17 protein-coding genes and 2 pseudogenes are annotated in these 25,357 nt (G+C 43.0%); 8 read left to right on the top strand and 11 right to left on the bottom strand.

Annotated features, from left to right (window positions below; translation table 11 throughout):
• Positions 1 to 151: 151 nt before the first annotated feature.
• From H6G92_RS19495 to fba, 4 genes are all read left to right on the top strand, one after another.
• Entirely contained in the window at positions 152 to 1,573 is a 1,422-nt protein-coding gene (locus H6G92_RS19495) for a hypothetical protein (protein WP_190895262.1), read from the top strand.
• Positions 1,574 to 1,966: 393 nt separating this feature from the next.
• Positions 1,967 to 3,298, top strand: coding sequence for a caspase family protein (locus tag H6G92_RS19490; RefSeq protein WP_190895261.1), 1,332 nt, complete (start codon positions 1,967 to 1,969; stop codon positions 3,296 to 3,298).
• A 133-nt stretch (positions 3,299 to 3,431) separates the two neighbouring features.
• The gene (locus H6G92_RS19485) at positions 3,432 to 3,872 is read left to right on the top strand and encodes a Uma2 family endonuclease (RefSeq protein ID WP_190895260.1); all 441 of its coding nucleotides are present in this window, start codon (positions 3,432 to 3,434) and stop codon (positions 3,870 to 3,872) included.
• A gap of 316 nt (positions 3,873 to 4,188) precedes the next feature.
• Positions 4,189 to 5,268 (top strand): class II fructose-bisphosphate aldolase, encoded by a 1,080-nt coding sequence (gene fba, locus H6G92_RS19480; protein ID WP_069070843.1) that lies wholly within the window; start codon positions 4,189 to 4,191, stop codon positions 5,266 to 5,268.
• A 201-nt stretch (positions 5,269 to 5,469) separates the two neighbouring features.
• On the opposite strand, the gene H6G92_RS19475 is transcribed toward fba, so the two are convergent.
• Complete coding sequence (locus tag H6G92_RS19475; protein WP_190895259.1) at positions 5,470 to 6,282, bottom strand: carbon-nitrogen hydrolase family protein; 813 nt, start codon at positions 6,280 to 6,282, stop codon at positions 5,470 to 5,472.
• Positions 6,283 to 6,492: 210 nt separating this feature from the next.
• On the opposite strand from H6G92_RS19475, the gene H6G92_RS19470 reads away from it, so the two are divergent.
• Complete coding sequence (locus H6G92_RS19470) at positions 6,493 to 7,086, top strand: MarC family protein (RefSeq protein ID WP_190895258.1); 594 nt, start codon at positions 6,493 to 6,495, stop codon at positions 7,084 to 7,086.
• Between the two features lie 148 nt (positions 7,087 to 7,234).
• Here the strand turns inward: H6G92_RS19470 and trxA are convergent, their stop codons facing one another.
• The 5 genes from trxA to cysH all read right to left on the bottom strand — a co-directional run bounded on the left by trxA (position 7,235) and on the right by cysH (position 12,334).
• Positions 7,235 to 7,558, bottom strand: coding sequence for a thioredoxin (gene trxA / locus H6G92_RS19465; RefSeq protein WP_190895257.1), 324 nt, complete (start codon positions 7,556 to 7,558; stop codon positions 7,235 to 7,237).
• A gap of 401 nt (positions 7,559 to 7,959) precedes the next feature.
• Positions 7,960 to 9,123, bottom strand: a complete 1,164-nt coding sequence (locus H6G92_RS19460; protein ID WP_190895256.1) for a GuaB3 family IMP dehydrogenase-related protein — start codon at positions 9,121 to 9,123, stop codon at positions 7,960 to 7,962.
• Positions 9,124 to 9,458: 335 nt separating this feature from the next.
• The gene (locus tag H6G92_RS19455; RefSeq protein WP_190895344.1) at positions 9,459 to 9,989 is read right to left on the bottom strand and encodes a YdcF family protein; all 531 of its coding nucleotides are present in this window, start codon (positions 9,987 to 9,989) and stop codon (positions 9,459 to 9,461) included.
• A 302-nt stretch (positions 9,990 to 10,291) separates the two neighbouring features.
• Positions 10,292 to 11,545 carry an exonuclease subunit SbcD gene (gene sbcD / locus H6G92_RS19450; RefSeq protein ID WP_190895255.1) on the bottom strand — a complete coding sequence of 418 codons (1,254 nt, stop codon included), beginning with the start codon at positions 11,543 to 11,545 and terminating at the stop codon, positions 10,292 to 10,294.
• A 63-nt stretch (positions 11,546 to 11,608) separates the two neighbouring features.
• Positions 11,609 to 12,334, bottom strand: a complete 726-nt coding sequence (cysH, locus tag H6G92_RS19445) for a phosphoadenosine phosphosulfate reductase (protein ID WP_190895254.1) — start codon at positions 12,332 to 12,334, stop codon at positions 11,609 to 11,611.
• 675 nt (positions 12,335 to 13,009) lie between these two features.
• On the opposite strand from cysH, the gene H6G92_RS39595 reads away from it, so the two are divergent.
• The gene (locus H6G92_RS39595) at positions 13,010 to 13,123 is read left to right on the top strand and encodes a TetR family transcriptional regulator (protein ID WP_242059225.1); all 114 of its coding nucleotides are present in this window, start codon (positions 13,010 to 13,012) and stop codon (positions 13,121 to 13,123) included.
• A 252-nt stretch (positions 13,124 to 13,375) separates the two neighbouring features.
• Here H6G92_RS39595 and patD read toward each other — a convergent pair whose 3' ends face one another.
• On the bottom strand, positions 13,376 to 13,729 hold the full coding sequence (patD, locus tag H6G92_RS19435) for a heterocyst frequency control protein PatD (RefSeq protein WP_190895253.1): 354 nt from the start codon (positions 13,727 to 13,729) through the stop codon (positions 13,376 to 13,378).
• Positions 13,730 to 14,024: 295 nt separating this feature from the next.
• Between patD and H6G92_RS19430 the strand changes: the two genes are divergently transcribed.
• Complete coding sequence (locus H6G92_RS19430; RefSeq protein WP_190895252.1) at positions 14,025 to 16,295, top strand: RelA/SpoT family protein; 2,271 nt, start codon at positions 14,025 to 14,027, stop codon at positions 16,293 to 16,295.
• Between the two features lie 121 nt (positions 16,296 to 16,416).
• On the opposite strand, the gene H6G92_RS19425 is transcribed toward H6G92_RS19430, so the two are convergent.
• The 4 genes and pseudogenes from H6G92_RS19425 to H6G92_RS19410 all read right to left on the bottom strand — a co-directional run bounded on the left by H6G92_RS19425 (position 16,417) and on the right by H6G92_RS19410 (position 24,144).
• Positions 16,417 to 17,637, bottom strand: a complete 1,221-nt coding sequence (locus tag H6G92_RS19425; protein WP_190895343.1) for a sensor histidine kinase — start codon at positions 17,635 to 17,637, stop codon at positions 16,417 to 16,419.
• A gap of 423 nt (positions 17,638 to 18,060) precedes the next feature.
• Positions 18,061 to 18,342: pseudogene (locus H6G92_RS19420) on the bottom strand (CBS domain-containing protein); the annotation flags it as partial.
• Positions 18,343 to 18,655: 313 nt separating this feature from the next.
• Positions 18,656 to 22,960, bottom strand: a complete 4,305-nt coding sequence (locus H6G92_RS19415) for an ATP-binding protein (protein ID WP_190895251.1) — start codon at positions 22,958 to 22,960, stop codon at positions 18,656 to 18,658.
• Entirely contained in the window at positions 22,957 to 24,144 is a 1,188-nt protein-coding gene (locus tag H6G92_RS19410; RefSeq protein WP_190895250.1) for a hypothetical protein, read from the bottom strand. The genes H6G92_RS19415 and H6G92_RS19410 overlap by 4 nt, the downstream gene beginning before the upstream one ends.
• Positions 24,145 to 24,532: 388 nt before the next feature.
• Between H6G92_RS19410 and H6G92_RS19405 the strand changes: the two are divergent.
• Positions 24,533 to 25,234: pseudogene (locus tag H6G92_RS19405) on the top strand (class I SAM-dependent methyltransferase).
• Positions 25,235 to 25,357 lie beyond the last annotated feature (123 nt).

The following is a 25,357-nucleotide window of genomic DNA, read 5'->3' as shown; positions in this document are numbered from 1 at the left end:
AAAAAGTCTCTAACTCGAAAAATTCCGAAATTGACTTTGGCGATCGTCTTAAAAGTGTAGAGAGTTAAAAAGGATTCTCCCTAATAGCTCTCTGCAAATTGACGATATTACGATTTTGCAACGATTCCTTATTTTTTTGGAGGATAAAACTATGGTTAGGCTAGCCAATATAACATTTCACAATTCCACGAGTGGCAATGCAAATATTTCCTATAAATTAGCAGGACAGTTCGCTGGAAATGTTATTACCGTGACCCCCAACACAAGCAGTCCCGCAATCAGCGGGACATTGTTGACTATCGATATCGATACTTTAGACAGTCGCTATAACCCCGTCACAAAAAGCTACGATTTCACACAATACCTCCCAAATGGACTATGGGTGGAACATGAAAGTCCCTACACCCTAAAAATAGTGATCGGCAATGATTCTACTACCTTACTGCTCCGTATCACAGACAAAGATGATACTAAAGTAGTCGAGAAAGCCCCATTTGTGAATAAAGGCTTTGCAGTGAGCATGACTAAACAAGAATTATTTAACCAATTAAAAGCTGGCATTAGTAATCAGCAGTCGAGTGGTTATTCCATCAATACTCTTAAAGAAATCTTGTCAGACCTCCAACCAGTTAATTACAAATGGTTGACGTACAATTTTGCCGATGGACAGTTTTGGAACGCTGAAATTAAGGGAAATTCCTGGGGTAGTTATCTAGATACTATCGAGTTAGGTATAGCATACCCGACAATAGTTGAGAAGTTATCGCAAGCCATTCAGGCGGCAGAAGGAGCTAACTTACTGGTCAATCCGTACACTCCACAAGCTGTGGAAGGATTGATATTACGAGTATCAGAGGCAATAGCGGCAGCAGCAAAAATTCCCTATATGCTCAAGGATTTAACTTTAACTTCTGGAGCAAGCTCACCAACCAAAGATTTTAGTAATGGCGATATCACTATCAATCTTTCCAATAAAGATGCAGGAGATCAGTATATTTTGGTTTTCCAAAAACCAACTAATCTGAACGAAATGTATGACACACTATTTCCCACAGCTTGGAAAATAGTGCCGTTAGGGAATGCCGGAAGTGACTCCATTACTTACCCTGTAAGTCTTCAGATTCAGGTTAAAGAAAGTGCAGAAGTTTACGATTCAAAGCAGCGAGGTACAATCAAATCAACTCCAGTTGGACAATTATGGCAATTCTATACCCAAGGAAACTTCCAAAGGTTAGAGCAAGTGTCTGGTCAGACCGTAGATGGATTGGTAGGGTGCGTTAACAATGCTTCTCAGAAGATTGATATAGGACTAGCAAAAGATGGAACTTCACTCGTTATCAAACGTGGAGTATCTAAAGGCGATCAGGCAAATTTCAAACTAACTCCAAAGCTATATTTTGCCTATGCTACTGATTTACAAGAAGGAGACTTGATCAAATCTGATGTATCTGCATCAAAACTGTATGAGCTGGATCTGACAAATCTTAAATCAATTGATATTGAGCTTTCCTTAAAAGACTCAACCAGTGGTGAGAAGCAGTGGAAAGCTACGAATCGGGTAGTAGCTAGTTAGGTTAGTCAAGAAAGAGGTCATACTTATCATTATGTGATTTTTAGTTGTTTCTAATATCTCCAAAAAAACATAATAGACCTCTGAAAAAAAATTATCCTACAACTGACGTTGCTACTATAAGACAATATGCTTGGATTGTAGCTTGCTTACCCATAGGGGTACGAAGTGAAACTCAACAAATGCTCGAAAATGTTGGGTTTCATTCCTCAAGCCAAATATGTTGTTTCCGGCTTTGATTCATCGTTCTTTGATTGTATATTTACCCACACTATAGGGGTTTAGCATTGCTTAAACCTCTATGAAAAACATGTTTTTCCAGTCACCCATATTTGGTATTTGCTGTCAAGGCATAACTCCTATATTCTTTAAAATTTGAACAGGTGAAAATTCACAATGCCCAAGAGAAAAGCTCTTATTGTTGGAATTAATACTTACAAAACATCGGTAAATAATTTACCTAGTTGCGTTAATGATTCTAACCATTTTTCTAATCTTTTGATAGATAGTTATGGTTTTAGTGATATTCGTAAGCTCCAGGATACAGACGCAACTCTTAATCATCTATTGGCAGATTTGAAATGGTTATTTCAAGACCCAAATCCGGACGATCATCTAGTATTTTATTATTCTGGACATGGGTATCAAACTCTAAAAGATGGTGTGCTAAAAGAATGTCTAGTTACATCAGATGAACAATTCTTTTTTGGCGATGGATTGAGTCAATTAACACAATCATTGCCTTCAGGTATTTTAAGCATAGTGCTGGATAGCTGTTTCTCTGGAGGAATGGATAAAGCCTTTTTTATCTCTCAGCCTGGAGAGGAACCTGCCAAGATAAAAAGCTGGTTTCCACCAGCTAATGAATTGAGCAAGTCTCTAGCAGCAGAACTAGATAGTAATGTAGATTATCAGCCATTTGGTCAGCCTGTCATTCAAACACTATTATCTTTTCGAGATTTAGTAGAATCTGGCACTCTCAAATCTTTAACACTTGCAAAAAATGATCAGCAAGTGAATGGTCTGCTGATGAGTGCGTGCAAAGCAGATGAGAAGGCGGCAGCCAGCACTTCACAAACTCTAGGATTGTCAGCGTTTACTTTTGGCTTACTCCAATCAATATCCAGTATCACCACGAAAATATCCAACAATAATTTACTGAATGCTACTAAGCAGAAGGTGCAAGATATTGGCTTGACACAGACTCCTTTGCTCATAGAGCCTGTTAAACCTCAAGGTCTTGGCACTCTATCGTTTATTACCTTTGAACCTGCTGATAAAAGTTTTGTAGTCTTTAGTCAACCAATCACTTCTGCGACTCAATCTTTCGCAGTCAGCTTAGACAAACAAGACGTTTACCATAAATTAACAGAAGGTATTGGTTATCCAAAGGCAATTGGCTACTCAATAAAGACTCTTAAAGAGCTTTTGTCAGACTTACAAGCGGTTAATTATCAATGGTTGACATATAATTCTGGGGAGATAGGCTCTTGGAGTGCTGATATTAACGGGCAACAATGGGGTACTACACTTTGTGTTATACAACCAGGTGCCGATCAAGCATATCCTACAATCATAGAGGAATTATCTAAAGCTATTCAAGTAGCTCAACAGGTAGATATTTTAATCAACCCATACACATCAGAGGCAGTGGAAAAACTAACCTTAAGACTGTCAGAAGCTTTGAGTGTATCTATGAAAATATTCTCTATGTTGACAGATATATGAACACCACCAACTTGCGATTAAAATCAACAAACAGATAGCAGCTAATCATTCAAAATTCCAAATTCTTGCATTAAAGACATTTTCAGATTTGTGCAGCATAGCGATCGCTTTTTTAGCTAATAACACAAAGGCTATGCCTATGCATTTCTTGATTAATTGCGGTCATGGCGATCGCAAAACAGATACAATAAATTTCCGCAATGGTCAAGCAAGGCTGGATGTGGAGGATTATATTGAAGGCGCACCAGAGTTAATTGTCGAAATGGCCGCTAGTAGTGTCGCCATCGACCTCCATGCCAAAAAACAAGCCTATCGTTGCAATGGAGTCAAAGAATATATCGTCTGGCAAGTACTCAATCAGAAATTGAGTTGGTTATATTTGGAACAGGGTGAGTATTTAGAGTTGGCTACTGATAGTAACGGAATTCTCCGTAGTCAAATTTTTCCAGGGTTGTGGTTAGCGGTTGCAGAGTTATTAGGGGGGAATATGCAGTCCGTGTTAAGTGTTTTACAAAGAGGCTTGCAATCACCTGAACACGTAGCATTTGTCCAGAAATTAGCAGATTTAGGCTGAGGCGATCGCTTCTTGATCTGGGAAAATATTCAGGAGTGCGATCGCTTTCAAATGACCATTTTGGATAGTGGGCTACCAGAGCTACGAACTGTAGGGTAACTAAATGTACAGCAACACAGAGCAAGCATGGGGCATAGTACAGCAGTAGAGAGCAAGTATAGAACATATTTATAGTAACTATGGCGTAAACTTTTTCAACATAGGCACACGACACTAGTTATAATTTCCTATAAGTTGAAAAAACTCTTAAGATTTAGCGTAATAATTACGCTTCTCTCAGACCGACTAGCTGACAACCACATTAGGAGGACTATCTATGGCGCTTGTACCACTGCGGCTACTGTTGGATCACGCAGCTGAAAACGGTTATGGCATCCCAGCTTTCAACGTTAACAATTTGGAGCAGATTCAGGCGATCCTGAAGGCTGCCGTCGAGACAGATAGCCCCGTAATTTTACAAGCTTCACGCGGCGCTCGTAATTATGCAGGAGAAAACTTCCTCCGCCACCTGATTTTGGCAGCGGTAGAAACCTATCCTCACATTCCCATTGTCATGCACCAAGATCATGGTAATGCGCCTGCTACCTGCTACTCAGCAATCAAGAACAACTTCACCAGCGTGATGATGGATGGTTCTTTAGAAGCTGATGCGAAGACCCCCGCGAGCTTCGAGTACAACGTTAATGTTACCCGCGAAGTTGTAAATGTCGCTCATGCTTTGGGTGTCAGCGTTGAAGGTGAACTCGGTTGTTTGGGTTCTCTAGAAACTGGTGCTGGTGAAGCTGAAGATGGTCACGGCTTTGAAGGTACACTCGACCACTCACAACTGCTAACCGATCCCGATGAAGCTGTTGAGTTCGTAGAAGCAACCCAAGTAGATGCTTTGGCTGTTGCCATTGGCACAAGCCACGGTGCTTACAAGTTTACCCGCAAACCGACTGGGGAAATTTTGGCAATCAGCCGCATTGAAGAAATTCACCGCCGTTTGCCTAACACCCACTTGGTAATGCATGGTTCATCTTCTGTACCAGAAGATTTACTGGCGCTAATTAACCAGTATGGTGGTGCAATTCCTGAAACCTACGGTGTACCTGTAGAAGAAATCCAAAAAGGTATTAAGAGTGGTGTACGTAAAGTAAATATCGACACCGACAACCGTTTGGCTATTACTGCTGCTGTACGTGAAGCTTTGGCTAAAAAACCAGAGGAGTTTGACCCCCGTCACTTCCTCAAGCCTTCCATTACATATATGCAGAAGGTTTGTGCTGAACGCTATCAGCAATTTGGCACAGCTGGCAATGCAAGCAAGATCAAGCAAATTTCTTTGGAAGATTTTGCTGCTAAGTATGCTAAAGGTGAACTCAACGTTGTTACCAAAGCAGCTGCTAAAGTTTAATTCTCACAACAAATAAATAGGGGCATAGCAGGACTATGCTCTTAAAAAACTGAGGATTTGAATGTTGTCAGAAACCGGGTGTTTACCCGGTTTTTTGTTTTATTTATAAGAACTGGACATTGAAAAGAGGGGGAGGGTACGGGGAGAAGAAGGGAAAACTCTTCCCCCTTGCTCCCTGCTCCCTTGCTTCTTAACCAGTGCCTAGAACACCCGATGTTGTAAAGAGGGCATTTGACGGCGGACTTGTTCGAGCCGAGTGGGCTTGATTTCTGCGATCGCAATTCCTGGTTTTTCGCCAGCATCGGCTAAAATTACGCCCCAAGGGTCAATAATAACGGCGTGCCCGTGAGTTAGACGACGACCGTAGTTATTGCCTGTTTGGGCAGGAGCAATGACGTAAGCTGTATTTTCGATGGCTCTGGCTTGTAGTAGTACTTGCCAGTGGTCTTTGCCAGTAAAGGCGGTAAAGGCGGCGGGAATAAAGATAATATCAGCTCCCTTATCTGCTAGATGACGGTACAGTTCAGGGAAGCGGACATCATAACAAATAGAAAGTCCTAAGTTACCGAGTTTTTCTGAGAAATACACGGGGGGTAGTTGTGTACCAGCCACAACCGTGCTGGATTCACGATAGGTGTTGCCGTCGGGAACGTTAACATCAAATAAATGTACTTTGTAGTAACGGGCAAGCTCTTGACCGCTGGGATCGATAAGTAGAGTGGTGTTATAAACTTTGCCTGTATTGTCTACCGGAACTGGAAAGCTGCCGCCCAAGATCGTAATTTGAAAGCGTTGAGCCATTTTTTTGAGAAATTTTTCACTTTCAAGAGCGATCGCATCGCCTTGCGCAAGTTTGTCATTTTCTTCTCCCATATAGGAAAAGTTTTCTGGCAAACCTACCAATTCAGCACCTTGACGCACGGCAAGCTCTATTAATTCTTCTGCCTGTGCCAAATTTTTGTGTAGATCGGGCACACTGGTCAATTGAATAGCGGCGGCTAAATAAGACTTCATAGATTCAACAACGAACAGTTGATTTATGGAAGATAGATTATCAAAATATATCGCTACTTCAACATCTGTGGAACTTAATTAGAAATGCGTCAGCGTTGCTTTGCTTTAACAGACTTGTTTTATTGCTGATCTTAATCTTCCTCTGGGTTATAGCAAACTGAGCAAGACAAGGATTAGGTTGTGATCAAACCCTGATAAAAGCTGTTTGCTGTGGATATTTCTATTCTTATTCAAACATTTATCGCTGTGTTTGTCTTGGCGGATGCTGTGGGCAATATACCGATTGTTTTAGTTTTGACTAAGGGCATGATGCCAGACCAAAGAAACAAAGTCATAGATAAAGCAATTATCGTTGCGATCGCAGTTCTTTTGCTATTTGCCTTTGCAGGGCAAGTAATTTTAAATTATTTGGAAATCAGTATCGGCTCTTTGCGAGTAGCAGGAGGACTATTGTTGCTGTTAATTGCTTTGCAAATGCTGCAAGGAAAATTAGATCAGCCAATTATTGAGGAAGGACGCGACGTTGCAATTACTCCACTAGCTTTACCACTGCTAGCGGGGCCAGGAACTTTGACGACGGTAATGTTACTGATGTCGAAATCACAGAGTCCGCATATTGCTGTCGTGGTGGGTATATTAGGGGCGATGTTTATCACTTGGTTAATTTTGCGTTTGGCAAATCTAATTGACCAGTGGATTGGTGCTGAAGGTGGAGTGATTGTGACTCAGCTTTTGGGTTTTCTGTTGGCGGCCCTAGCGGTGGAAATTGGTAGTGCAGGAATAAGGGAATTGTTTTTGAGGTAGAAAACTCCTAAAAATATTCGGAAACTGTATACAAATGTAAACAAGTTTGAGAGACGAGAAATTCGCGCCTCTCAAACTTGTTTATAAAAATTAACCTAAAGTTAGAACAAGATGGATAACTCAAGAGGAGTTTATTGCCGATTGAGTTTCAAAGATACTTTTCGAGAGTGGAAGCTAATGTAGTTTTAGGCACAGCGCCGACTACCATATCCACTTTTTGTCCATCCTTAAAAATCATTAATGTGGGAATGCTACGGATACCGTACTGACTGGCAACATTAGGATTTTCATCCGTGTTGACTTTGACGACCTTAATTTGACCTTTGTACTGTTCGGAGATTTCATCGACAACAGGAGCTACCATACGGCATGGTCCGCACCAGGGTGCCCAAAAGTCAACTAAAACGGGTACATCGCTGTCGAGTACTTCTTGCTTGAAACTAGAATCGGTAACTTGTGCGGCTGTTGACATGCCTAAAACCTTCGCCAATAATATCTGAACTTGGTGAAAATTCTACCATAGCAAAAACCTCAGCTTGGAAGTGCGAGGATGTACATTTGCAAAGAAGCTCTAGAATTTATTTATAAACATAAGGAACCGCCCGAACAGTAGTCCGGGCGGAGTGTGGTGTGAGGAGTGAACGGAAACATTTGTCTCCGCTATCTCTATTGTAGGCGACATATCCAATTTTTCCAGCAATTGTTTAGGGGGCTGGAAAAATTTATTGAAGAATTGGGGAGTGGGGAGTTGGGAGTGGGGGATGAGGAAGCAGGGGGAGACAAGGGGGAATTATTTAACAAGTTTCTTCTTTGTCTCCCCGCTCTTTCTTGTCTCTTACCCATGCCCGATGCGCCATGCCCCATACCTCAATTCTATTTCCCCATACCTAATTGTTGAGCTTTTTGGTAAACCTTACCCTCGGTTAATAAAGAAGGCGCAATCACAACTTCTACTTGTTGCATTTCTTTAATATTTTTGGCTCCTAAGGTGCCCATACTCGTCTTTAAGGCTCCTAAAAGATTGTGAGTGCCATCATCTAGCCCTGCTGGCCCAACGAGTATTTGCTCTAGGCTACCGGTGGTAGCAACGCGAATGCGGGTGCCACGAGGCAACACTGGGCTGGGAGTAGCCATACCCCAATGATAACCTCGTCCTGGGGCTTCTGCGGCTCTGGCAAAGGGGGAACCAATCATCACACCATCAGCACCACAGGCGATGCATTTACAAATGTCGCCACCAGTGATTAAACCGCCATCAGCAATGATGGGGATATAGTTACCAGTTTCCTTGTAGTAATCATCTCGTGCAGCTGCACAATCTGCGATCGCAGTAGCTTGTGGTACACCCACGCCTAACACACCACGGGATGTACAAGCGGCACCAGGCCCAATTCCCACTAGTACTCCAGCCGCCCCAGCTTTCAACAAATTCAATGTAACTTCGTAAGTCACGCAATTCCCTAACACTACGGGGATGGGCATGGAACGGCAAAATTCTGCTAAATCGAGTGGTACTATAGACTCTGGTGACAGATGTGCAGTAGAAACTACCGTAGCCTGCACAAAAAATAAATCGGCCCCAGCTTTTGCCACCGCCTCGCCATATTTACTTGCACCGGCTGGAGTTGCACTTACCGCCGCAATCCCACCTTGTTGTTTAATTTCCTGAATACGTTGTTCAATTAATTCCGGCTTTATAGGTTCGGCATAGAGTTCTTGCATCAGGGCAACAAATTCATCTTTCCCCACAGAGGCAATCCGATCTAATATTGGCTCTGGGTCTGCATAGCGAGTGTGAATACCCTCTAAATTGAGAACACCTAATGCTCCTAACTGTGACAAACGTACAGCCATGCGAACATCTACTACGCCATCCATTGCACTGGCAATTATCGGGATTTCTCGCTCAATATTGCCAATACGCCACTTAGTATCTGCCAAACTGGGGTCTAGTGTTCTGTTACCAGGGACTAGAGCAATTTCATCTATTCCGTAAGCTCTGCGAGCTGTTTTTCCCCGCCCAAGTTGAATTTCCACGCTTTAATTTTTCTTAAATCTGTTTAAGCTAGGGTATCAAATTGTGAGATAGGTTGGGGCGTTTTTTTCCTGAACTACAGAGATAAATTCAAGTTACCCAAGCCGTCGTTCGAAACTTTGATGGACGCAAAGTATTGACCAAGCAACCAAATGAGTAAAAATTGTTAATTGGTTTTTATATTGTGTTGTTTGAGGGTTGGTGTTGCGCTAGTTTTTGGAGAATTGTAGTTTCATGTGTCTGTTATTACTTAGTTAATATCACGATTATTGGCATTAATTGTCTTAATTTGCCTGTATTGAGTTAAGTCAAAATCATGCAAATTCCCACTAATGATTTACTGTTTATTTTTAGCTGCATCCACACCGGTGTAACCAGTTGCTATCCAAAGTATCGCTCTAGCTCCATCGCGAATAGATTTTTCGATAGATTCAGGGGGTTTTTCTGAAGGAACTGGTACTGGTTTTAAATAAATACCTCGACTCCCCAAAATAATTTCGCCGATGACACAAGCCCGACGCATATGAAAATCTGAAGTAATCAAATAAACGCTCTTGATGCCGCGAGCTTGCAAATCATCTACTAACGTAGTAAAATTAGTAACCGTATCTACGGCCTCATAGTCCAAGTGTAAACGTTTGGGATCAACACCAGCTTTGGTAAACACTCGTTGGGTGAATCTAGGTGGGCTACCCCCAGTAATCCAAATTGGTATATTTGGATGCTGGCGAACGAATTCGGCCGTAAACTTCTCTCGCTCTAAACGTCTGGTTGAACCACCCAAAACTACAACTGCTTGCGGCTGTACAAATTGGTTTTGTACTTCTTTGTATCCCCACCACGTGATTAGCGGTAGGACAAAAGCCATAAAACGAAAAGATTTACCTGTAAAGAGTAGCTTATTCAAGGCTCGATAACTTTTTTACTGATTCAAAAATTTCCTCTGGCTAGAAGAAAAACAACGATTGATAGTAGAAGAGTAGCAAACTCCTACAAAATCTGCCCAAATTTATATTTGGGTGATTTTTCTGTTACAGCGCGATTAACCGTGCTTGAAGTTTTCCTCTAATTGATGGATTATCCTAACCGATATCGGACAATCCATCAAAGGGTTCTAGCACCTTGCCGGATAAGACCATTTAGAAGATAAAAATATAATTGGCATTTATCCTACTCAGTAGTTGCTGCTTCCAGCCAGACTTCCACATCATCTGCTAGCAACTTCTGTGCTGCATCCAGCATTGATGTTGCTATGTCTTTGAGGTCTTCACGGTTATTCAAGTAAGTTTTCAAGGCTTCCATTGGGTCGATGCTGCTACTTGCACTCAATTCAGGAATCCGGGGGCGAGCTAATTGACTCACTAATTCTGCTTGAATGGTGTAGGTATGAGCGGGACTTAAAGCAGTATGCAGAGAGGAACTGTCAATTAAATCCATCTGTTCGGAGCGGAGTTTGTAAATTAGCCGCACTACAGCATCTTGAATATCATACTTAGCGATCGCTTTGATTAACAACGCTTGGGGATCATCTGCTTTCGAGATATCCACCTCAATGGTGCGGAAAGTCCGAACTGTTAGGGGGCAAAATTCCCATTCAGCCTTCCCCCGCTCCAGTTCTAGCATCACATAGCCTTTGTCTTCTTTTTCTTCACTAAAATCTACGCGCTCAATGCTTCCTGGATAAATCACAGGCGGGTTGTTGGATTTATTGAGGTTCTGGTGGCGGTGGACGTGTCCCAATGCTACATAATCAAAACAAGGTCGCGTCAGCAAAGATAAGGGCAGAGTAAAGCCTTTACCCACCGCCAAAAAGCGTTCTGCGCCCAAGGTCGCATTGTCAGACATCAAGTGAGCCAAAAGGACAGTTGGCACATCGGGGTCAAGACGGCGAATTTCCCCTTCTAGAACTACTCGCAGGCGTTCCGTTAACAGTTGGTTGACTTCCGCTAAAGACGAACCTTCAGTCTCTTGGCGAGTCATCAGGGTAGAACGAGTCAACCAAGGGAGGGTAATTACCTGCACTTTGCCATTGCGGGTTTCGATGCAGTGAGTAGTTAATGTATCACCGACAACAAACCCTGGCACTCCCAAGGTGCGGTAAATATTTAAACTCGCTCCTCCCTGTCCTTGGGAGTGTTGGTCATGATTGCCTACCAACAGCACTGTTGGAATATTAGCATCCATGAGACGGCGAAATTGGCTGGCAAAAGCTTGTTGTACGTATGGCGGTGGTGTAGCATCCGGGAAAGCATCGCCACCAAATATCACCATATCAACAGCATCTGTCAGCGCTCGGTCGATACATATAGACAAGGTATTGACAAAATCCTCCAATCGTGTATTTAATCCAGTTGCCGGATTAATTCGTCCGTGGGAGAAGCCGCTTCCCATGTGGATGTCGGAGAGATGGAGGATTTTAATCATAATCTGTCATTAATATTTAGTCATTTGTCTAAATATTAATGACAAATGAGCAATAACTAATAACTAAATATGAATTCCACATTCTGTTTTATCACTTCCCCGCCAGCGTCCGGCGCGTTCGTCTTCGCCTTCACCTACTTTGGTGGTGATAGGTTGGTCGCCTATGCTGGGATAACCTTGGTCGTGGAGAGGGTTGTAGATGACTCCATGTTCAGCCACATAAACCCAGCTATCTTGACGTGTCCAGGTAGCGATAGGATTTACTTTCAGCCGACCTTTACCGTCGAATTCAAATATGGGCATATTTGCACGGGTTACTGCTTGGTCGCGGCGGCGGCCAGTTATCCAAGCGACGCTGTTGAGTTCGTCTAGACCCCGTAGCAGTGGTTCAATTTTTGTAATGTGGTGGAATTTGGCAATATCCTTGTCCCAGAGTTTGTCGCCGTGTTTGGCTTCAAAGGCTTCGCGGGTGTCGACATCTGGAGTTTTAAAAGTTTGCAGATCCAGATTATAGATTTGTTTGGCTTTGGCAACTAATTCTAGGCTTTCAGGAAAGTGGTGCAAGGTATCCAGAAAGATCACAGGAACGGGATGCTTCAGTTCACTGTAAAGAATATGGGTAATTATCATGTCATCCACGTTAAAGGCACTTGTTTGCACCAGTCCCGTTGGGATATTCTCTATAGACCATGCCAGTATTTCTTTGGGAGTGGCAGTTTCAAATTGCTGATTTAATTTTTCTAAGTCAAAAGCGATCGCTTGGTTTATAGATGCCGTGGAGACTGTCATGATAATCTTCTGTTCAAATATTTTTACCTTGATTAAGATTTATTTTACTCCATCAAGGCGCGTATTCCGCTCGGAGTTCAGGTATTTATTCTGTTCGGGAATTACTAAATTTTGGGGAGTGGCGAGTAGGGAATTGGGAGATCAGGAGAATAACCCATTCAAAGTAAAAATTAATACTTTAATAAAAAATTAACTGTTTACTAAGAAATTTTACGGTAATTTAAGTTTTACAATGCTTTTATAGATATTTATACTGATTTTGATATGGTTAAGAAACAATTAATAAAAAGGATTTTACTTAAATGAACACTTCAAAATCCCCTAATCGCTTAAATGAATCTATAATTATGGGCGCTTTAATGATGTTGACCAGCGTTAGCATAATTACAATAATGAACTTTTTCTAAGATAAAGATTTCTAATTTTAGCAACAAGACTTCACATAGTCCTGCTCAAAACTGAGTGGGACTTTTACTTTTATTATCCAGATAAAACCGTGTATATTCAGTTTCTTCTATGACTTTCGGCAGAAAATCATTTGGGAACCGTATTTTTACGTAGTTTTGCAATTAGAGAATTTAAAATTAAGATGCGATCGCATCATCCACGCCGACCAAGCTATTCTCCAAGCAACCTTAGAATTGCTTGCAGAGGTAGGATATAGGATATGAAAGCATGATTATAGAAGCGATCGCTTCCCGTGCTGGAATTGGCAAAACGATCATCTATCGGCCTTACACTTCCAAAGAAGAACTAGTTGCAGACACTATGAGAAAGTCTGAGAGATGATTTAGCGATCCCCGATACTGGCAGTTTTTGGGGAGACATAGATATTTTGATCAATAAATGCCGCCAAAAATAATAAACTGATGCGTGTCTAAAGTATGTAAATACTCTTGATGGTCGTTAACCGTCATCAGTCATCAGTCATCAGGTAAATCTACAAATTAAATGCGTAACAGCAACTTGTTACCAAAATAACTTTTCACGAACGGTTGTAAATGAGATGATGGATTAATTAGAGAAAAAGGTGAACAATTGTTATTTTTCTCCTTCCGCTTCTGGTTGCAGGATGGCATTACAGTATTGAATGAGAGTGGTCAAGCGATCGCTAATCGTCTGAAGTCTCGTTTGTGCAGTAGATGCTTGCCGCGCTCCTTGCAAAAACATCACATCTATTGCCAACAAGCGCAATTGCTTGCTCATTTCCGTTTGATAAGACTGCACTCGCCAGTTTTCATCAGCCAAAGGCACAATCTGCTGCCCGAAAAATTGCTGCAACGAGGCTACACGCTGTCGCAGTTCGGGCGCAACGATTGGGATAGTTGTGGCATCGGAGCGTAATTGCTCTAGTAAGGTTACGAGTGCCAAATATTTCTCACGGTTTAAAGACATCCAGTGCTAGTTAAGATAGTATTAATGTCAAGTAATTTTTCTTCTACAATAAACTTTCTTAAGCGCTTATCAGCACTAAAAGCCTCAAATCCTGATTTGAGGCTTTGTTTGCCATCAATGGATTTTCAAGCTTATGATCCTTGAAACTCACACTGGATGACTACCGCCGGCAATTGGAGAATCATCCTTACACTGTTTTTTCTACCCGTCTCTGGGCAACAGCATCTTCTTAGGTTGATGCTGCCAGTTTTATTTATCATTCACTTATCTACCGATCCTATCCAAACCCAATTGTATGAGCAGTCTAGCTATAAATTCATCAGTTGATCTGACCATTCCGGAATGGTTAAAGAAATGTTTGAAGGAATCATCGACAAGTAACGGTGAAGCGGAAGATCACCGAAGGCATAATGATGCAGTCTTAATTGGTCGCGCATTTGAATTTGCTTACCAACTCCATCAAGGTCAATACCGCAAATCGGGAGAACCATATATCGCTCATCCCATCGCTGTAGCCGACTTGCTGCATGACTTGGGAGGCAGTGCTGCCATGATAGCAGCTGGATTTCTTCATGATGTCGTTGAAGATACAGAAGTTACAAGTCAAGAAATAGAAGAACGCTTTGGCGCAGAAGTACGCCAATTGGTTGAAGGAGTCACCAAGCTTTCTAAAATCAATTTCACTAGCAAAACCGAAAGCCAAGCCGAAAATTTCCGGCGGATGTTTTTGGCAATGGCGCAAGATATTCGGGTAATTGTGGTGAAATTGGCAGATCGTTTGCATAATATGCGAACTTTACAATACATGTCAGAGGCCAGCCGCCGCCGCAGTGCCCAGGAAACGCGAGATATATTCGCGCCTTTAGCTAATCGCTTGGGGATTTGGCGAATTAAATGGGAACTGGAAGATTTGGCTTTTAAGTATTTGGAACCGGAAGCTTACCGCCAAATGCAGGAGCATGTTTCCGAAAAAAGGACGGCGCGAGAAGAGAAATTGGCTAGAGCTACGAACATGTTGCAAGAGCGTTTGCAGCAAGCCGGAATCCACTTTCAGGAAATCAGCGGTCGTCCCAAGCACCTTTATAGCATTTACCAAAAAATGCACCGCCAGCAAAAGGAATTTCATGAAATTTACGATTTGGCGGCGCTGCGGATTATTGTTCAAACCAATGAGGAATGCTATCGGGCGTTGGCGGTGGTTCATGATGCTTTTCGCCCAATTCCTGGGAGATTTAAGGACTACATTGGACTGCCAAAGCCTAACCGTTACCAGTCCTTGCATACTGGGGTAATTGGACTAACAGGCCGTCCTTTAGAGGTGCAAATTCGGACAATCGAAATGCATCATATTGCCGAGTATGGGATTGCCGCCCATTGGAAGTACAAAGAAACTGGAGGTTCTAGTATTAGCCATTTGACAGCGACAGATGACAAGTTTACTTGGCTGCGGCAGCTGCTAGAATGGCAAACTGATCTCAAGGACGCACAAGAATATCTTGATAGCGTCAAAGATAATCTATTTGAAGATGATGTCTATGTCTTCACCCCTAAGGGGGATGTTGTTCCTTTAAGCCCCGGTTCTACCACTGTAGATTTTGCTTATCGGATTCATACGGAAGTGGGAAACCATTGTTCAGGGGCGCGAGTGAATGGGCGAATGGTATCTCTGTCAACGCGGCTACACAATGGCGATATAGTAGAGGTTCTCACCCAAAAGAACTGCCATCCGAGTTTGGATTGGTTGAACTTTGTGAGAAGTTCGGCGGCGAAATATCGAATAAAACAATGGTACAAGCGATCGCGCCGAGAAGAAAATGTTGCCCGTGGACGGGAATTGTTAGAAAAGGAACTTGGTAAAACTGGTTTTGATAGTTTGCTGAAGTCAGATGCGATGCAGATTGTCGCCGAAAAGTGTAACTACCACAGTGTGGAAGATTTACTTGCCGGTTTGGGTTACGGAGAAATTACGTTGAACCTAGTGCTAAATCGTTGGCGAGAAGTGGCGAAGGGACAACAACCAGTTTCCACAGTGCCGCCATTTATCCCCAAAGAACCAACTACATCAAAAGCTTTGCGAGATGCACCTCCAACTACTTCCCGCTCTAGTGATTCGCCAATTGTTGGGGTAGAGGGGTTGGTGTATTATTTAGCTGGGTGTTGTACCCCGATTCCTGGCGAACCGATTATTGGTGTGGTGACGCGAGGTAGGGGGATTTCGATTCATCGCCAAGGCTGCCATAATCTAGAGACTGTGGAGTATGAGCGCTTAGTACCAGTTAGGTGGAACCCAGCCGCCGAAAATAGTGGTCGTCCGCATACTTACCCTGTAGATGTTCAAATTGAATCTCTTGACCGCGTAGGGGTGCTAAAGGATATTTTGTCACGCTTGAGTGACCAAGGGATCAATGTCCGCCATGCCCAGGTGAAAACCTCTGTTGGTCAACCTGCATTGATCGACCTAGGAATAGATATACGCGATCGCTCTCAACTAGAGCAAGTCTTCGTTCAAATTAAGAAAATGAGCGATATTTTGAATATCCGCCGTGTTGGTCAAATTGACGAATAGTAGGAGTACAAAAATACTGTGCCCCGATAACAGCTAGGGTGCGTTAACCCAATCTAACGCACCAGTTTAAGTTGCGATTTTACTCTCAAGTTTTAAATTTTGAGTTGTAACAAAGCGACATTCATACGTAAGCAATCGCTTCTAATGGCAAAATTACTGTAAATGTAGACCCTTTTCCTAGCTGTGAATCTACTTTAATTTCACCATCCATTAACTGAACCAATCGTGAGACTATTGCTAAACCTAATCCTGTACCATCAGAACTTTGCACTTGGGGAGCAGTTACTTCCCGAAAATAGGGATTGAAGATTTGTGCTTGAGCATCTGGAGAAATACCAATACCACTATCAGTAACAGAGATAGCCCACTGCTGTTGAGATACCGTCCAGCACTCCAAATGAATTGAACCAGATTCTGTGTAGCGAATTGCGTTACTCAGTAGATTTGTCAGAATTTGCTGAAGCCGAAGAGGATCTGTGCTAACTTGACTTGGGGCGCGTTCGCGTTTGGCGTTGGCGAAGCCATCGCATTCAAAAACCAAGGATAATTCTTTAGCACGCGCTAATGGTTCAATCATCTCTAAAACAAAGTTGATTAAACTACGCACATCGGTTAAAGTAGGCTGCAATTTCATCTGTCCGGCATCATAGCGCGAAATTTCCAGAGTATCGTTAATTAACCGGACAAGAAGTCTACCGCTCTTGAGAACTCGCTCGATACTTTCAAGATTTGCATAGGTGTCTTTGAGTTCTGGTTGTTGACGCTGCTGGCGCAGAAATAAGTCTGCGTAACCGATGATTGAAGTGAGGGGCGTTTTCAGTTCATGAGCCAAATGAGACAGATTATCCTTATTAGCGCGAACCAAACGAGTTAGCTCTTGGTTAGTCAGCCGCAACTGACTTTGGAGTTGTTTAAGCTCTTGTAATCGTCCTTGAGTATAACTGTTAAAGCAACGAGCGATCGCTTCATCAATTACTGTATCAATCAGGCGAACAGCCCTTAGCACATCTTGTGCAGATCCTTGTAATAAATCTTCTTCTAAAAAGGAAAAAATCACAAACCGGAGTAAACGATACTCTCGCGCAATTTCTGCTGGTTCAAATCCCTGTTCAGCCCGAAGTGTACCGTGTTCTAAACTTGCATCTACTACTGTCTGCAAATCGCTCGTTTCAGATTCAGAAAGTACTGTTGCTAATGCTTTCAAAACACGGGGTAAGCTATCCCGTACAGCTTTGAAAGTAAGTTCATTAGTAGCTTCAATTTGTTGATCTTGGTAAACCGCTTCTACCCATTGATCAAGAATGGCATCACTTTTTGCAATTAGAGTCTGACTAAAATCCATCTTTTGCCTAGCCAAATACAGCGAAGCCTGTTCCACTAGAGGTAGATTAGTACGTTTAATGTCAGGTTCGCACCTAACAGAAGATAGAGGTTAGTGAAAAGACAACTTCTTGCTGAACTAAATACTTTAGCTTATTTCACCATAAATGCAAGAGCGATGTTTAACCAAGTAGATTGTGGTTAAAGACATAGTAGGACAACTCAACACTATTAAAGTTGTCAGTATATTTTTATAGATATCTTTTGCAGAGACGCGATTAATCACGTCTCTTAGTTTTTACAGACATCCCAAAATAACTTTAATATTTACTCGTTATATATTCTGAGGTGGCTAAATGGAAATAGATTTATTACAACGAGTCTGCACCGTCAGCGTGGAGACAATGCAGATTATTCGTCAAATTCAGGCTGCTCAGAATTAAGCTTAATTCCCAAGATTGATAGACTGCAACATTTTTTCTCGCTTCTTGCGGGCAATTTCTTGCAAGTCAACAGTTCTATCAGTTTCATCTACAATTTCACCAGTTATCACCTCAAGCACATCTTCCAAAGTGATAACACCAGCAATGCTTCTATATTCGTCTACTACTACTGCAAGTTGTTCACGAGCTTCTATGAAGTTTTTCAACAGTTTATCTGCCCGAATTATCTCAGGGACAAAGTTGACTTTTCGAGTCAGAATAGCGATTTTTTGATCATTACTTCCTTAACAAAGCGTTGAACCTAAAAGAACAACAAACACAATGATTAAAAGCTGTAGCATATAGTTTCCCAAATATGGGAAGGAAAAGTTGAGGTTAGCTGATAGCCAAAGGAGTTGCTATCTTGATTATCTTCTGAGTTTACTGCTTTCCTATTTTAAGCCCATCGTGCAGGAAGGCTTTGTTCCCATAGCACTAGTTTTTCAGCGATCAATGATTAATATTAGTTAGTGTGTCTATTTGTTCCAATCACTATGCAACAGCTATTTCCCGGAGAGGTATTTGCTAACACTGCTGATTTTGATACGAGTTGAACTGCTAATGAGTAAGTTTTCTGGTTAATTCAACGACGATCGCCACCAAAACTTCTGGATCGATGGGTTTGGCGAGGTGATGTTGAAATCCGGCGGCGATCGCCAGGTTTCGATCGAGTTCTCCGGCATAAGCTGTTAAGGCAATAGCAGGAATTTGTCCGCCTTGTTCAAGCCCAAGAGTACGAATTTGGCGCATTAGCATATAGCCATCCATCTGGGGCATCCCAATGTCACTGATGATGATGTTGGGAATGGATTGAGCGATCGCTTGCAGCGCCTCAGTTCCAGATGCAACAGCCGTGACGATCGCCTCATCTTGTTCTAAAACAAAAGCGATGAAGTCCCGCGAGTCCATTTCATCATCGACGACTAAAATGTGAATGCCGTTCAAATCACTATCCTGAACGGGCGATCGCTCCAAGGTTGGTGCTTGAGTTAACCCAGGTGCAAGTGGAATTTTAACTGTGAATGTCGCTCCTCGTCCAACACCAGGACTGTCTACTGTGACTGTTCCGCCATGCATTTCCACAATTTGGCGCACGATCGCTAATCCCAAGCCAAGTCCGCCAAATTTGCGGGTGGTTGCGCTATCTTCTTGGCGGAAATGCTCAAACACGTAGGGCAGAAAGTCGCCACTAATTCCTTTTCCAGTATCGGTGATTTGAATTTGGGCATGACTTTCAGTTTGAGCGAGGGCAATTGTGACTTGCCCACCATTATGTGTAAACTTAACGGCATTCGACAGCAGATTCCACACCACTTGCTGCAATCGCCCTGCATCCCCGATTACCAGGCCTAGAATGGGCGAGACGATCGTCTGAATTTGGATTGACTTGGCTTCTGCGGCTAGCCGAACTGTTTCCAGCGCGGCCCAAATCACTACATTGAGGTCAATGGATGAGGCTGATAAGCTCATTTTGCCGCTCAGAATCCGGGAAATGTCCAGCAAGTCATCAATGAGTTGCACCTGAAGCTGGGCGTTGCGCTCAATTGTAGCGATCGCAGCATTCGTTTTTTGGGCATCCAGCTTTCCTTGCTGCAACAGTTTTGACCATCCCAGAATTGGATTCATGGGCGTTCTCAGTTCATGGGAAAGAACCGCCAAGAACTCATCTTTAATGCGATTACTTCGATCTAAAGCTTCGGCTCGTGCCTGTAACTCTGCAATTAAGCACGATCGCTCTAAGGCAGCAGCTACTTGATTGGCTACTGTTTGCATGAGTTCGAGTTCGTCGGGCGTAAAGCGATCACGTTGACGAGTTCCCAGCCCTAGTGTACCCAAGATGCGATTGCCTACGATTAACGGATGACTAGCATAAGCTCTGATACCGATTGATTGAACTGGAAGGGCGAGTGGATCGGTGGTTGAGAGGGCATTTTCAACGATAGCTGGCTGGCGATGTTGTACCGCATAACCACATACACCCTGCCCTAACTCCAAAAATTTAGCGGATAAAGCAATGTCTTCCGAGATACCGCCATAGGTATTAAGTTTAAGGTGCTGCTGGTCTTCTTGAAACAAGTAATTAAAGAAAACTTCCAGTCCCAAATAAGTCGAAATTTTTTCAAACAAACTGGCTAAAAATACCTTGGGATCTTCGTTGAGCAACAGATCGTTGGCAACTTCTGAAAGCAGCTTCAGCCGTTCATTGCTTGCTTTCAAAGTCGCTTCAATTTGCTTGCGATCGGTGATATCGTTAAACAATATCGCTACTTTTCGGCTCTGTGGCTGCCCAATGGGAAACGCATACACGTCAAACCAACGGTACAGCGCTTCGGCGCGATTCTCAAAGCGATGGGGTTGTCCTGTTAGGACAATTTTACCGTAAATTTCAAACCAATACTCTTCATGATTTGGAGCTAACTCGCGCATCCTTTTGCCTTGTGCGTCGTTGAGTCCCGTTTGTTTCTCGAACGCCGGATTTATTTCCAAAAAGCGATAATCGATGGGCTTACTGTTTGCATCAAATAGCACTTCAATTACACAAAAGCCTTCGTCAATGGACTCAAACAAAGTTCGATAGCGTTCCTCAGATTGGCGCAAAGCGTCTTCGGTTTGTTTGTGTTCGGTGATGTCTGCTAATGCTCCAGGAAAAGCAATCGGTCTGCCATCAGCAGCATATTCAACTCGGCCGCGTGCGGCAAGCCAGCGCTCCTCGCCTCTTGCCGTATAAACGCGGTACTCACTAACATATTCTTCCCCAGTTGCAATCGCCTGATTAATTGCAGCGACCGTTCGTGGGCGGTCTTCTTCGTGCATTGCTTGTACAAACAGTTCAATCGGCAACCCTGTTGTTGCTTCCACAGGGTCAACGCCAAACAAGTGAGCAAATGCTGCATTCACGATTACTAGATTCTCAGGAATCTTCCACCGCCATGTGTAAATGGCTCCTGCTGCTAAAGCGGACTCCAATTGCACGTGGGTTTCCCGTAAGTCAGCTTCGGCTTGTTTGCGGATATCTATCAGTTTTAAAGTTGACTCAACACGAGCCAGTAGTTCGCGAGCCGAAAACGGTTTGATTAAATAATCATCGGCTCCCGCTGCCAGTCCTTCTACACGAGCCTCTTCGCCCGCCCGCGCTGATAGCAAAATTACGGGCAATTCTCTGGTTTGGGGGTCAGCCCGCAGTTGATGCAGCAACTCATACCCATCCAGCCCCGGCATCATTACATCACTGAGAATCAAATCCGGTTGCTGTACCTGGATTGCAGCCAGAGCCGCCATTCCATCAGCGACTGTCTCAACCTCATACCGTTGACTCAACAATCGCCGCACATAATCGCGCATGTCGGCGTTGTCATCTGCCAGAAGGATACGGGCAGAAGCAACAGAGGGGACAAACACTCTATCAAAACTACCTTCTTTCTCTGTATCTCCTCTGCCCCCCTGCCCCCCTGCCCCCCTGCTCCTCTGCCCCCCTACTTCTTCCAAAAGCCAGCGCGAAACTTCTTCAATGTATGGCGTGGCGCTGAGTGTGTTTGATGCCACAGTCCCAGGGGCATTTAACCGTTCTTGTGGTAAATGCGCGCACCCAGTTGGAATAGAAACTGTAAATCGGCTACCCTCTCCTAAAACGCTGGTAACGCTGATGGTACCGCCATGCAACTTTACCAGCTCTTGCACGAGCGATAAGCCAATTCCAGAGCCTTCAAAACTTCGTCCCTGTAACCCTTTGACTTGATAAAACCTTTCAAACAGGTGCGAAATTTCAGCTTCTGGAATGCCACTTCCAGTATCTTCAACGATTAAATTAACAGTATTGCGATCGCGCTGCAACCGAACAGTGATGGTTCCCGTCAACGTAAACTTAAAGGCATTCGATAATAAATTAAATACAATTTTCTCCCACATTTGGCGATCAATATAGATTGCCTCTGGCAAGGTCGGACAGTCGATCGCGAACTCCAGACCAGCCCGTTCGGTCAGCGAGCAAAACATACTAGCTAGCTCTGTTGTCAATGCGGCTAAGTCAATCAGTTCATAGGATGCTTGCATTCGCCCTGCTTCCAGCCGCGAAAAATCAAGCAGCGTGTTGACTAATTTCAGCAACCGGAGTCCGTTGCGCTGCACGAGTTCAAGGCTATCGCGCTGTTGGGGCGCTAATGGGGCTTGAGTGTCGAGTAACAAGTCTTCGAGCGGACTCAACATCAGTGTTAAAGGCGTGCGAAACTCATGGGAAATATTGGTGAAAAAAACAGTTTTGGCGCGATCAAGCTCTGACAATGCCTCATTCGCCGCTTGCAGTTTTTCGTTGACCTCTCGTAACTCCTGCGATCTAGCATAAATTTCCATCTCCATTTGGTCGGTGCGAGTCTGGAGTGATTGATTCAACTGACGCTGTTCATTTCGCTGCTGCTGCACCCGCACAAACTCAGTGACATCTTCGGCTCGATGAATAATGTGTGTCATCTCACCGTTTTCATCAAAGACTGGCGAGTTGGTTGGTGTCCAATACCGCTCCTCAAAACCACCGCCTTCTGATTCCGGGCGGCGAATGTCATACTTTTGCACTACCATTGTGTGAGGCTGGCGATGCTTGAGTACGCTTTCTAGCGAGGCACGCAAATTCCGAACTCCATTAGCATTTGGATCGTCAGGATTGTCTGGAAAAACCTCGAACAAATGGCGACCAACGACCTCTTCTCGTTTGGTTTTGGTCGCCCGAAAGTAAGCATCACTTCCCCCAACAATCACAAAGTCCAGTGAGTAGACGATATACAATCCCGGTATTGATTCAAATAAGGTTTGAAAATTCAGCATCTGTTCTAGGGTGTTGATTTTGTTGGAGAAACTTAAGAGTTTCTTCATGCAGTTTCTGTGTCGCCAGTTGAGGGAGAAAACAAAATTCTCCTTTTTGAGAGCATAGATTTGCCAAAAACAAGAGCCGCCCAGTCTTCAACATCTAAAAAACGGACTGTCTCTAATGCTTCTTTCACAAGATTAGTTGTCAAATTCATGGTTGATAAACAAATACTCAAAAATATTTGACCGATTTGTTTAAGAGGGCAACGAGAAGAAAACTGTTTGTATTTACCAAATAGTGATTCTAAGACATCAGAAGTAGCTAATAATGTTTGACCTGATTTAATTTGAGAGATTTCCTGTGTTAAATAGCCGATAATTTTTTGTCTAAACCCTTTTGAAGAATCCATTCCTATTGTTAAATATTGTTGCATAATATTGAAGGTTTCTTGATTCAATCCATCTAGCTTAATTTGAGTTTTTACTCTGCGGGCCATGTAAACCATTTGTTTCCAATCGTTCAGTGAGCCTTGATAAGATGCTAACCACCCCAACTTCTGTTTCAATTTAGTCTTAAGAACTTCTGGCTCAATATTTGGTACTAAATTGGTTAAAATATCTAGCGGTGAATTCAGCAACTTTTCAGCCCAATCTAAAAGTTTTTCTACGTTAAAGTAACGACACTGCGAGCGTTGTGAGGGAGGAGCTAGGAAAGATAGTTCGGTTTGTTGTAGTTGTCTCCGACATTGACCACACTGCTGTATAAAAGACTGATATTTTTCGGAACCAGTTAATTCATGCTTGAGTAACAAAGCCATTGCATGAGTTACATCATAAGTATAAATTACATCAAGATGATTCTGTTTATACAGTTTAATTCCTCTTTGAATATCACTTCCACGGTCAGCAATGATTTGTTTAGGATGACCAAATTTTAGAGCAATTTCCGTCAGTTTCTGCTCTATGAGTTCCCCTTTCGTTGAACCCATTATTTCCAGTGCCAGAATTTGGACATCTTGATGTTGTAATCCTCGTCTTGAGGGAAAAACTTCTTCTTCAAGCCGTTGTTCTGCAATCCCCAAGATTACTAGACCTTTTTCTTTTCCTAGTTCTACCCTTAAATCAACAATAAAAATCCAATCATCTCGATATTCTTTTTCTCTATTGAGTTCATACAACCCAATTCTTCCGAGCCATTTTCTAATGCTACTAAAGCTTGGAGTATCCTGTGAAAGTATTTCTTTGTACAACTCAAAAGTCTTCTCAATTCCTCTGTAACTACTGCCGCACTTTATGACCTGTTCTACTGAAATTTGTATGATTTCGACTGAATAATGATGCCCTTTAGCAACTAATTCTCCTTTTGAGTCAATCTCTTTTTTTTTCCAAGTCTGTTTCTATGTTCTCTTTGTGTAGTTTTTATTCAGCAATTTTGGCTCGATTTTTCCAATAATCTCTTGACGTGGATAAATCTCTCACTTTTATTTCTAATGCTCTGAGTTTTTTCTGTTTTTCCAAGGATCTCTGCTTCCAATTGTCTCGACCCTTGTGAAATAGCCTTGCCAACCGACTGCTTGGGCTTTTAAACTCTTGCATTGACTTCTATCACGCTACACAGTTCGTGTATGAGAAACTACCATCCTCAACCTCTCAAAGTCAACACCCTATTTTGATACTGGTATTCGCCAACTGTTACCCAGATACGATGAGATGTTAGAGGTAATTACCCGTTGTCTTCCTTCCACAAGTCGGCGTGTTTTAGAATTAGGTTGTGGTACAAGCGAACTTAGTCTCAAAATACTTAACCGCTTTCCAGATGCCCAAGTAATTGCCTTAGATTACTCACCTTGAATGTTGAAATTTGCCCAAGAAAAAATTACAGCAGCTGGATATCAAAAACGGTGGGTTGGTACACAAGCAGACTTTGGTAACTGGGCAGATAATCCAGAAAAGTTAGATATTGGTAGCGAATTTGATACCTGTGTCTCATCCTTGGGAATCCACCATCTTGAGGATGAGATGAAATTGAAGTTATTTGAGCGCATTGCTGCTAGCCTCACTCAAGACGGCTGTTTTTGGAATGCAGACCCCATTTTACCGAAATCGCCAGTCTTAGCAGAAGTTTATAAGGCGGCACGAGAAGAATGGTCAGTTCAACAGGGAACTAATTTAACAGATATTCGCGCGAAGCTTGGTGCAACCAGCACCCAAGGTTACTCCAGTCAAGACCAGCTAGCTACCTTGGATGCTCATTTACAAATGTTGAGCAAAGCTGGATTTAAGACAGTTGCAGTACCTTGGAAATATTATGGTCTGGCGGTGTTTGGTGGCTGGCTTTGACACTCCCCGCTCTAAAGAGACGGGGATTCTTGGTTCTCTGACTCGCCGTTAGGCAGCAGGCTTGCGCCAACGGCCCAAGAGGGCAAATCTCCCCAAGCGTAGCTTCCGGTGTGCCCCACCGTA

The sequence above is a fragment of the Nostoc foliaceum FACHB-393 genome (assembly GCF_014698505.1).
Lineage (GTDB): Bacteria > Cyanobacteriota > Cyanobacteriia > Cyanobacteriales > Nostocaceae > Nostoc > Nostoc foliaceum_A.
The sequence above is the reverse complement of the archived record's forward strand: the minus strand, read 5'-3'. Positions and strand labels throughout refer to the sequence as shown.

Bases quoted from the DNA above. Each gene is read 5' to 3' on its own strand.
- H6G92_RS19495 (WP_190895262.1), top strand. From the start codon at position 152: ATGGTTAGGCTAGCCAATATAACATTTCACAATTCCACGAGTGGCAAT.
- H6G92_RS19490 (WP_190895261.1), top strand. From the start codon at position 1,967: ATGCCCAAGAGAAAAGCTCTTATTGTTGGAATTAATACTTACAAAACA.
- H6G92_RS19485 (WP_190895260.1), top strand. From the start codon at position 3,432: ATGCCTATGCATTTCTTGATTAATTGCGGTCATGGCGATCGCAAAACA.
- fba (WP_069070843.1), top strand. From the start codon at position 4,189: ATGGCGCTTGTACCACTGCGGCTACTGTTGGATCACGCAGCTGAAAAC.
- H6G92_RS19475 (WP_190895259.1), bottom strand. From the start codon at position 6,282: ATGAAGTCTTATTTAGCCGCCGCTATTCAATTGACCAGTGTGCCCGAT.
- trxA (WP_190895257.1), bottom strand. From the start codon at position 7,558: ATGTCAACAGCCGCACAAGTTACCGATTCTAGTTTCAAGCAAGAAGTA.
- H6G92_RS19455 (WP_190895344.1), bottom strand. From the start codon at position 9,989: ATGGCTTTTGTCCTACCGCTAATCACGTGGTGGGGATACAAAGAAGTA.
- sbcD (WP_190895255.1), bottom strand. From the start codon at position 11,545: ATGATTAAAATCCTCCATCTCTCCGACATCCACATGGGAAGCGGCTTC.
- cysH (WP_190895254.1), bottom strand. From the start codon at position 12,334: ATGACAGTCTCCACGGCATCTATAAACCAAGCGATCGCTTTTGACTTA.
- H6G92_RS39595 (WP_242059225.1), top strand. From the start codon at position 13,010: ATGATTATAGAAGCGATCGCTTCCCGTGCTGGAATTGGCAAAACGATC.
- patD (WP_190895253.1), bottom strand. From the start codon at position 13,729: ATGTCTTTAAACCGTGAGAAATATTTGGCACTCGTAACCTTACTAGAG.
- H6G92_RS19430 (WP_190895252.1), top strand. From the start codon at position 14,025: ATGAGCAGTCTAGCTATAAATTCATCAGTTGATCTGACCATTCCGGAA.
- H6G92_RS19425 (WP_190895343.1), bottom strand. From the start codon at position 17,637: ATGGATTTTAGTCAGACTCTAATTGCAAAAAGTGATGCCATTCTTGAT.
- H6G92_RS19415 (WP_190895251.1), bottom strand. From the start codon at position 22,960: ATGAAGAAACTCTTAAGTTTCTCCAACAAAATCAACACCCTAGAACAG.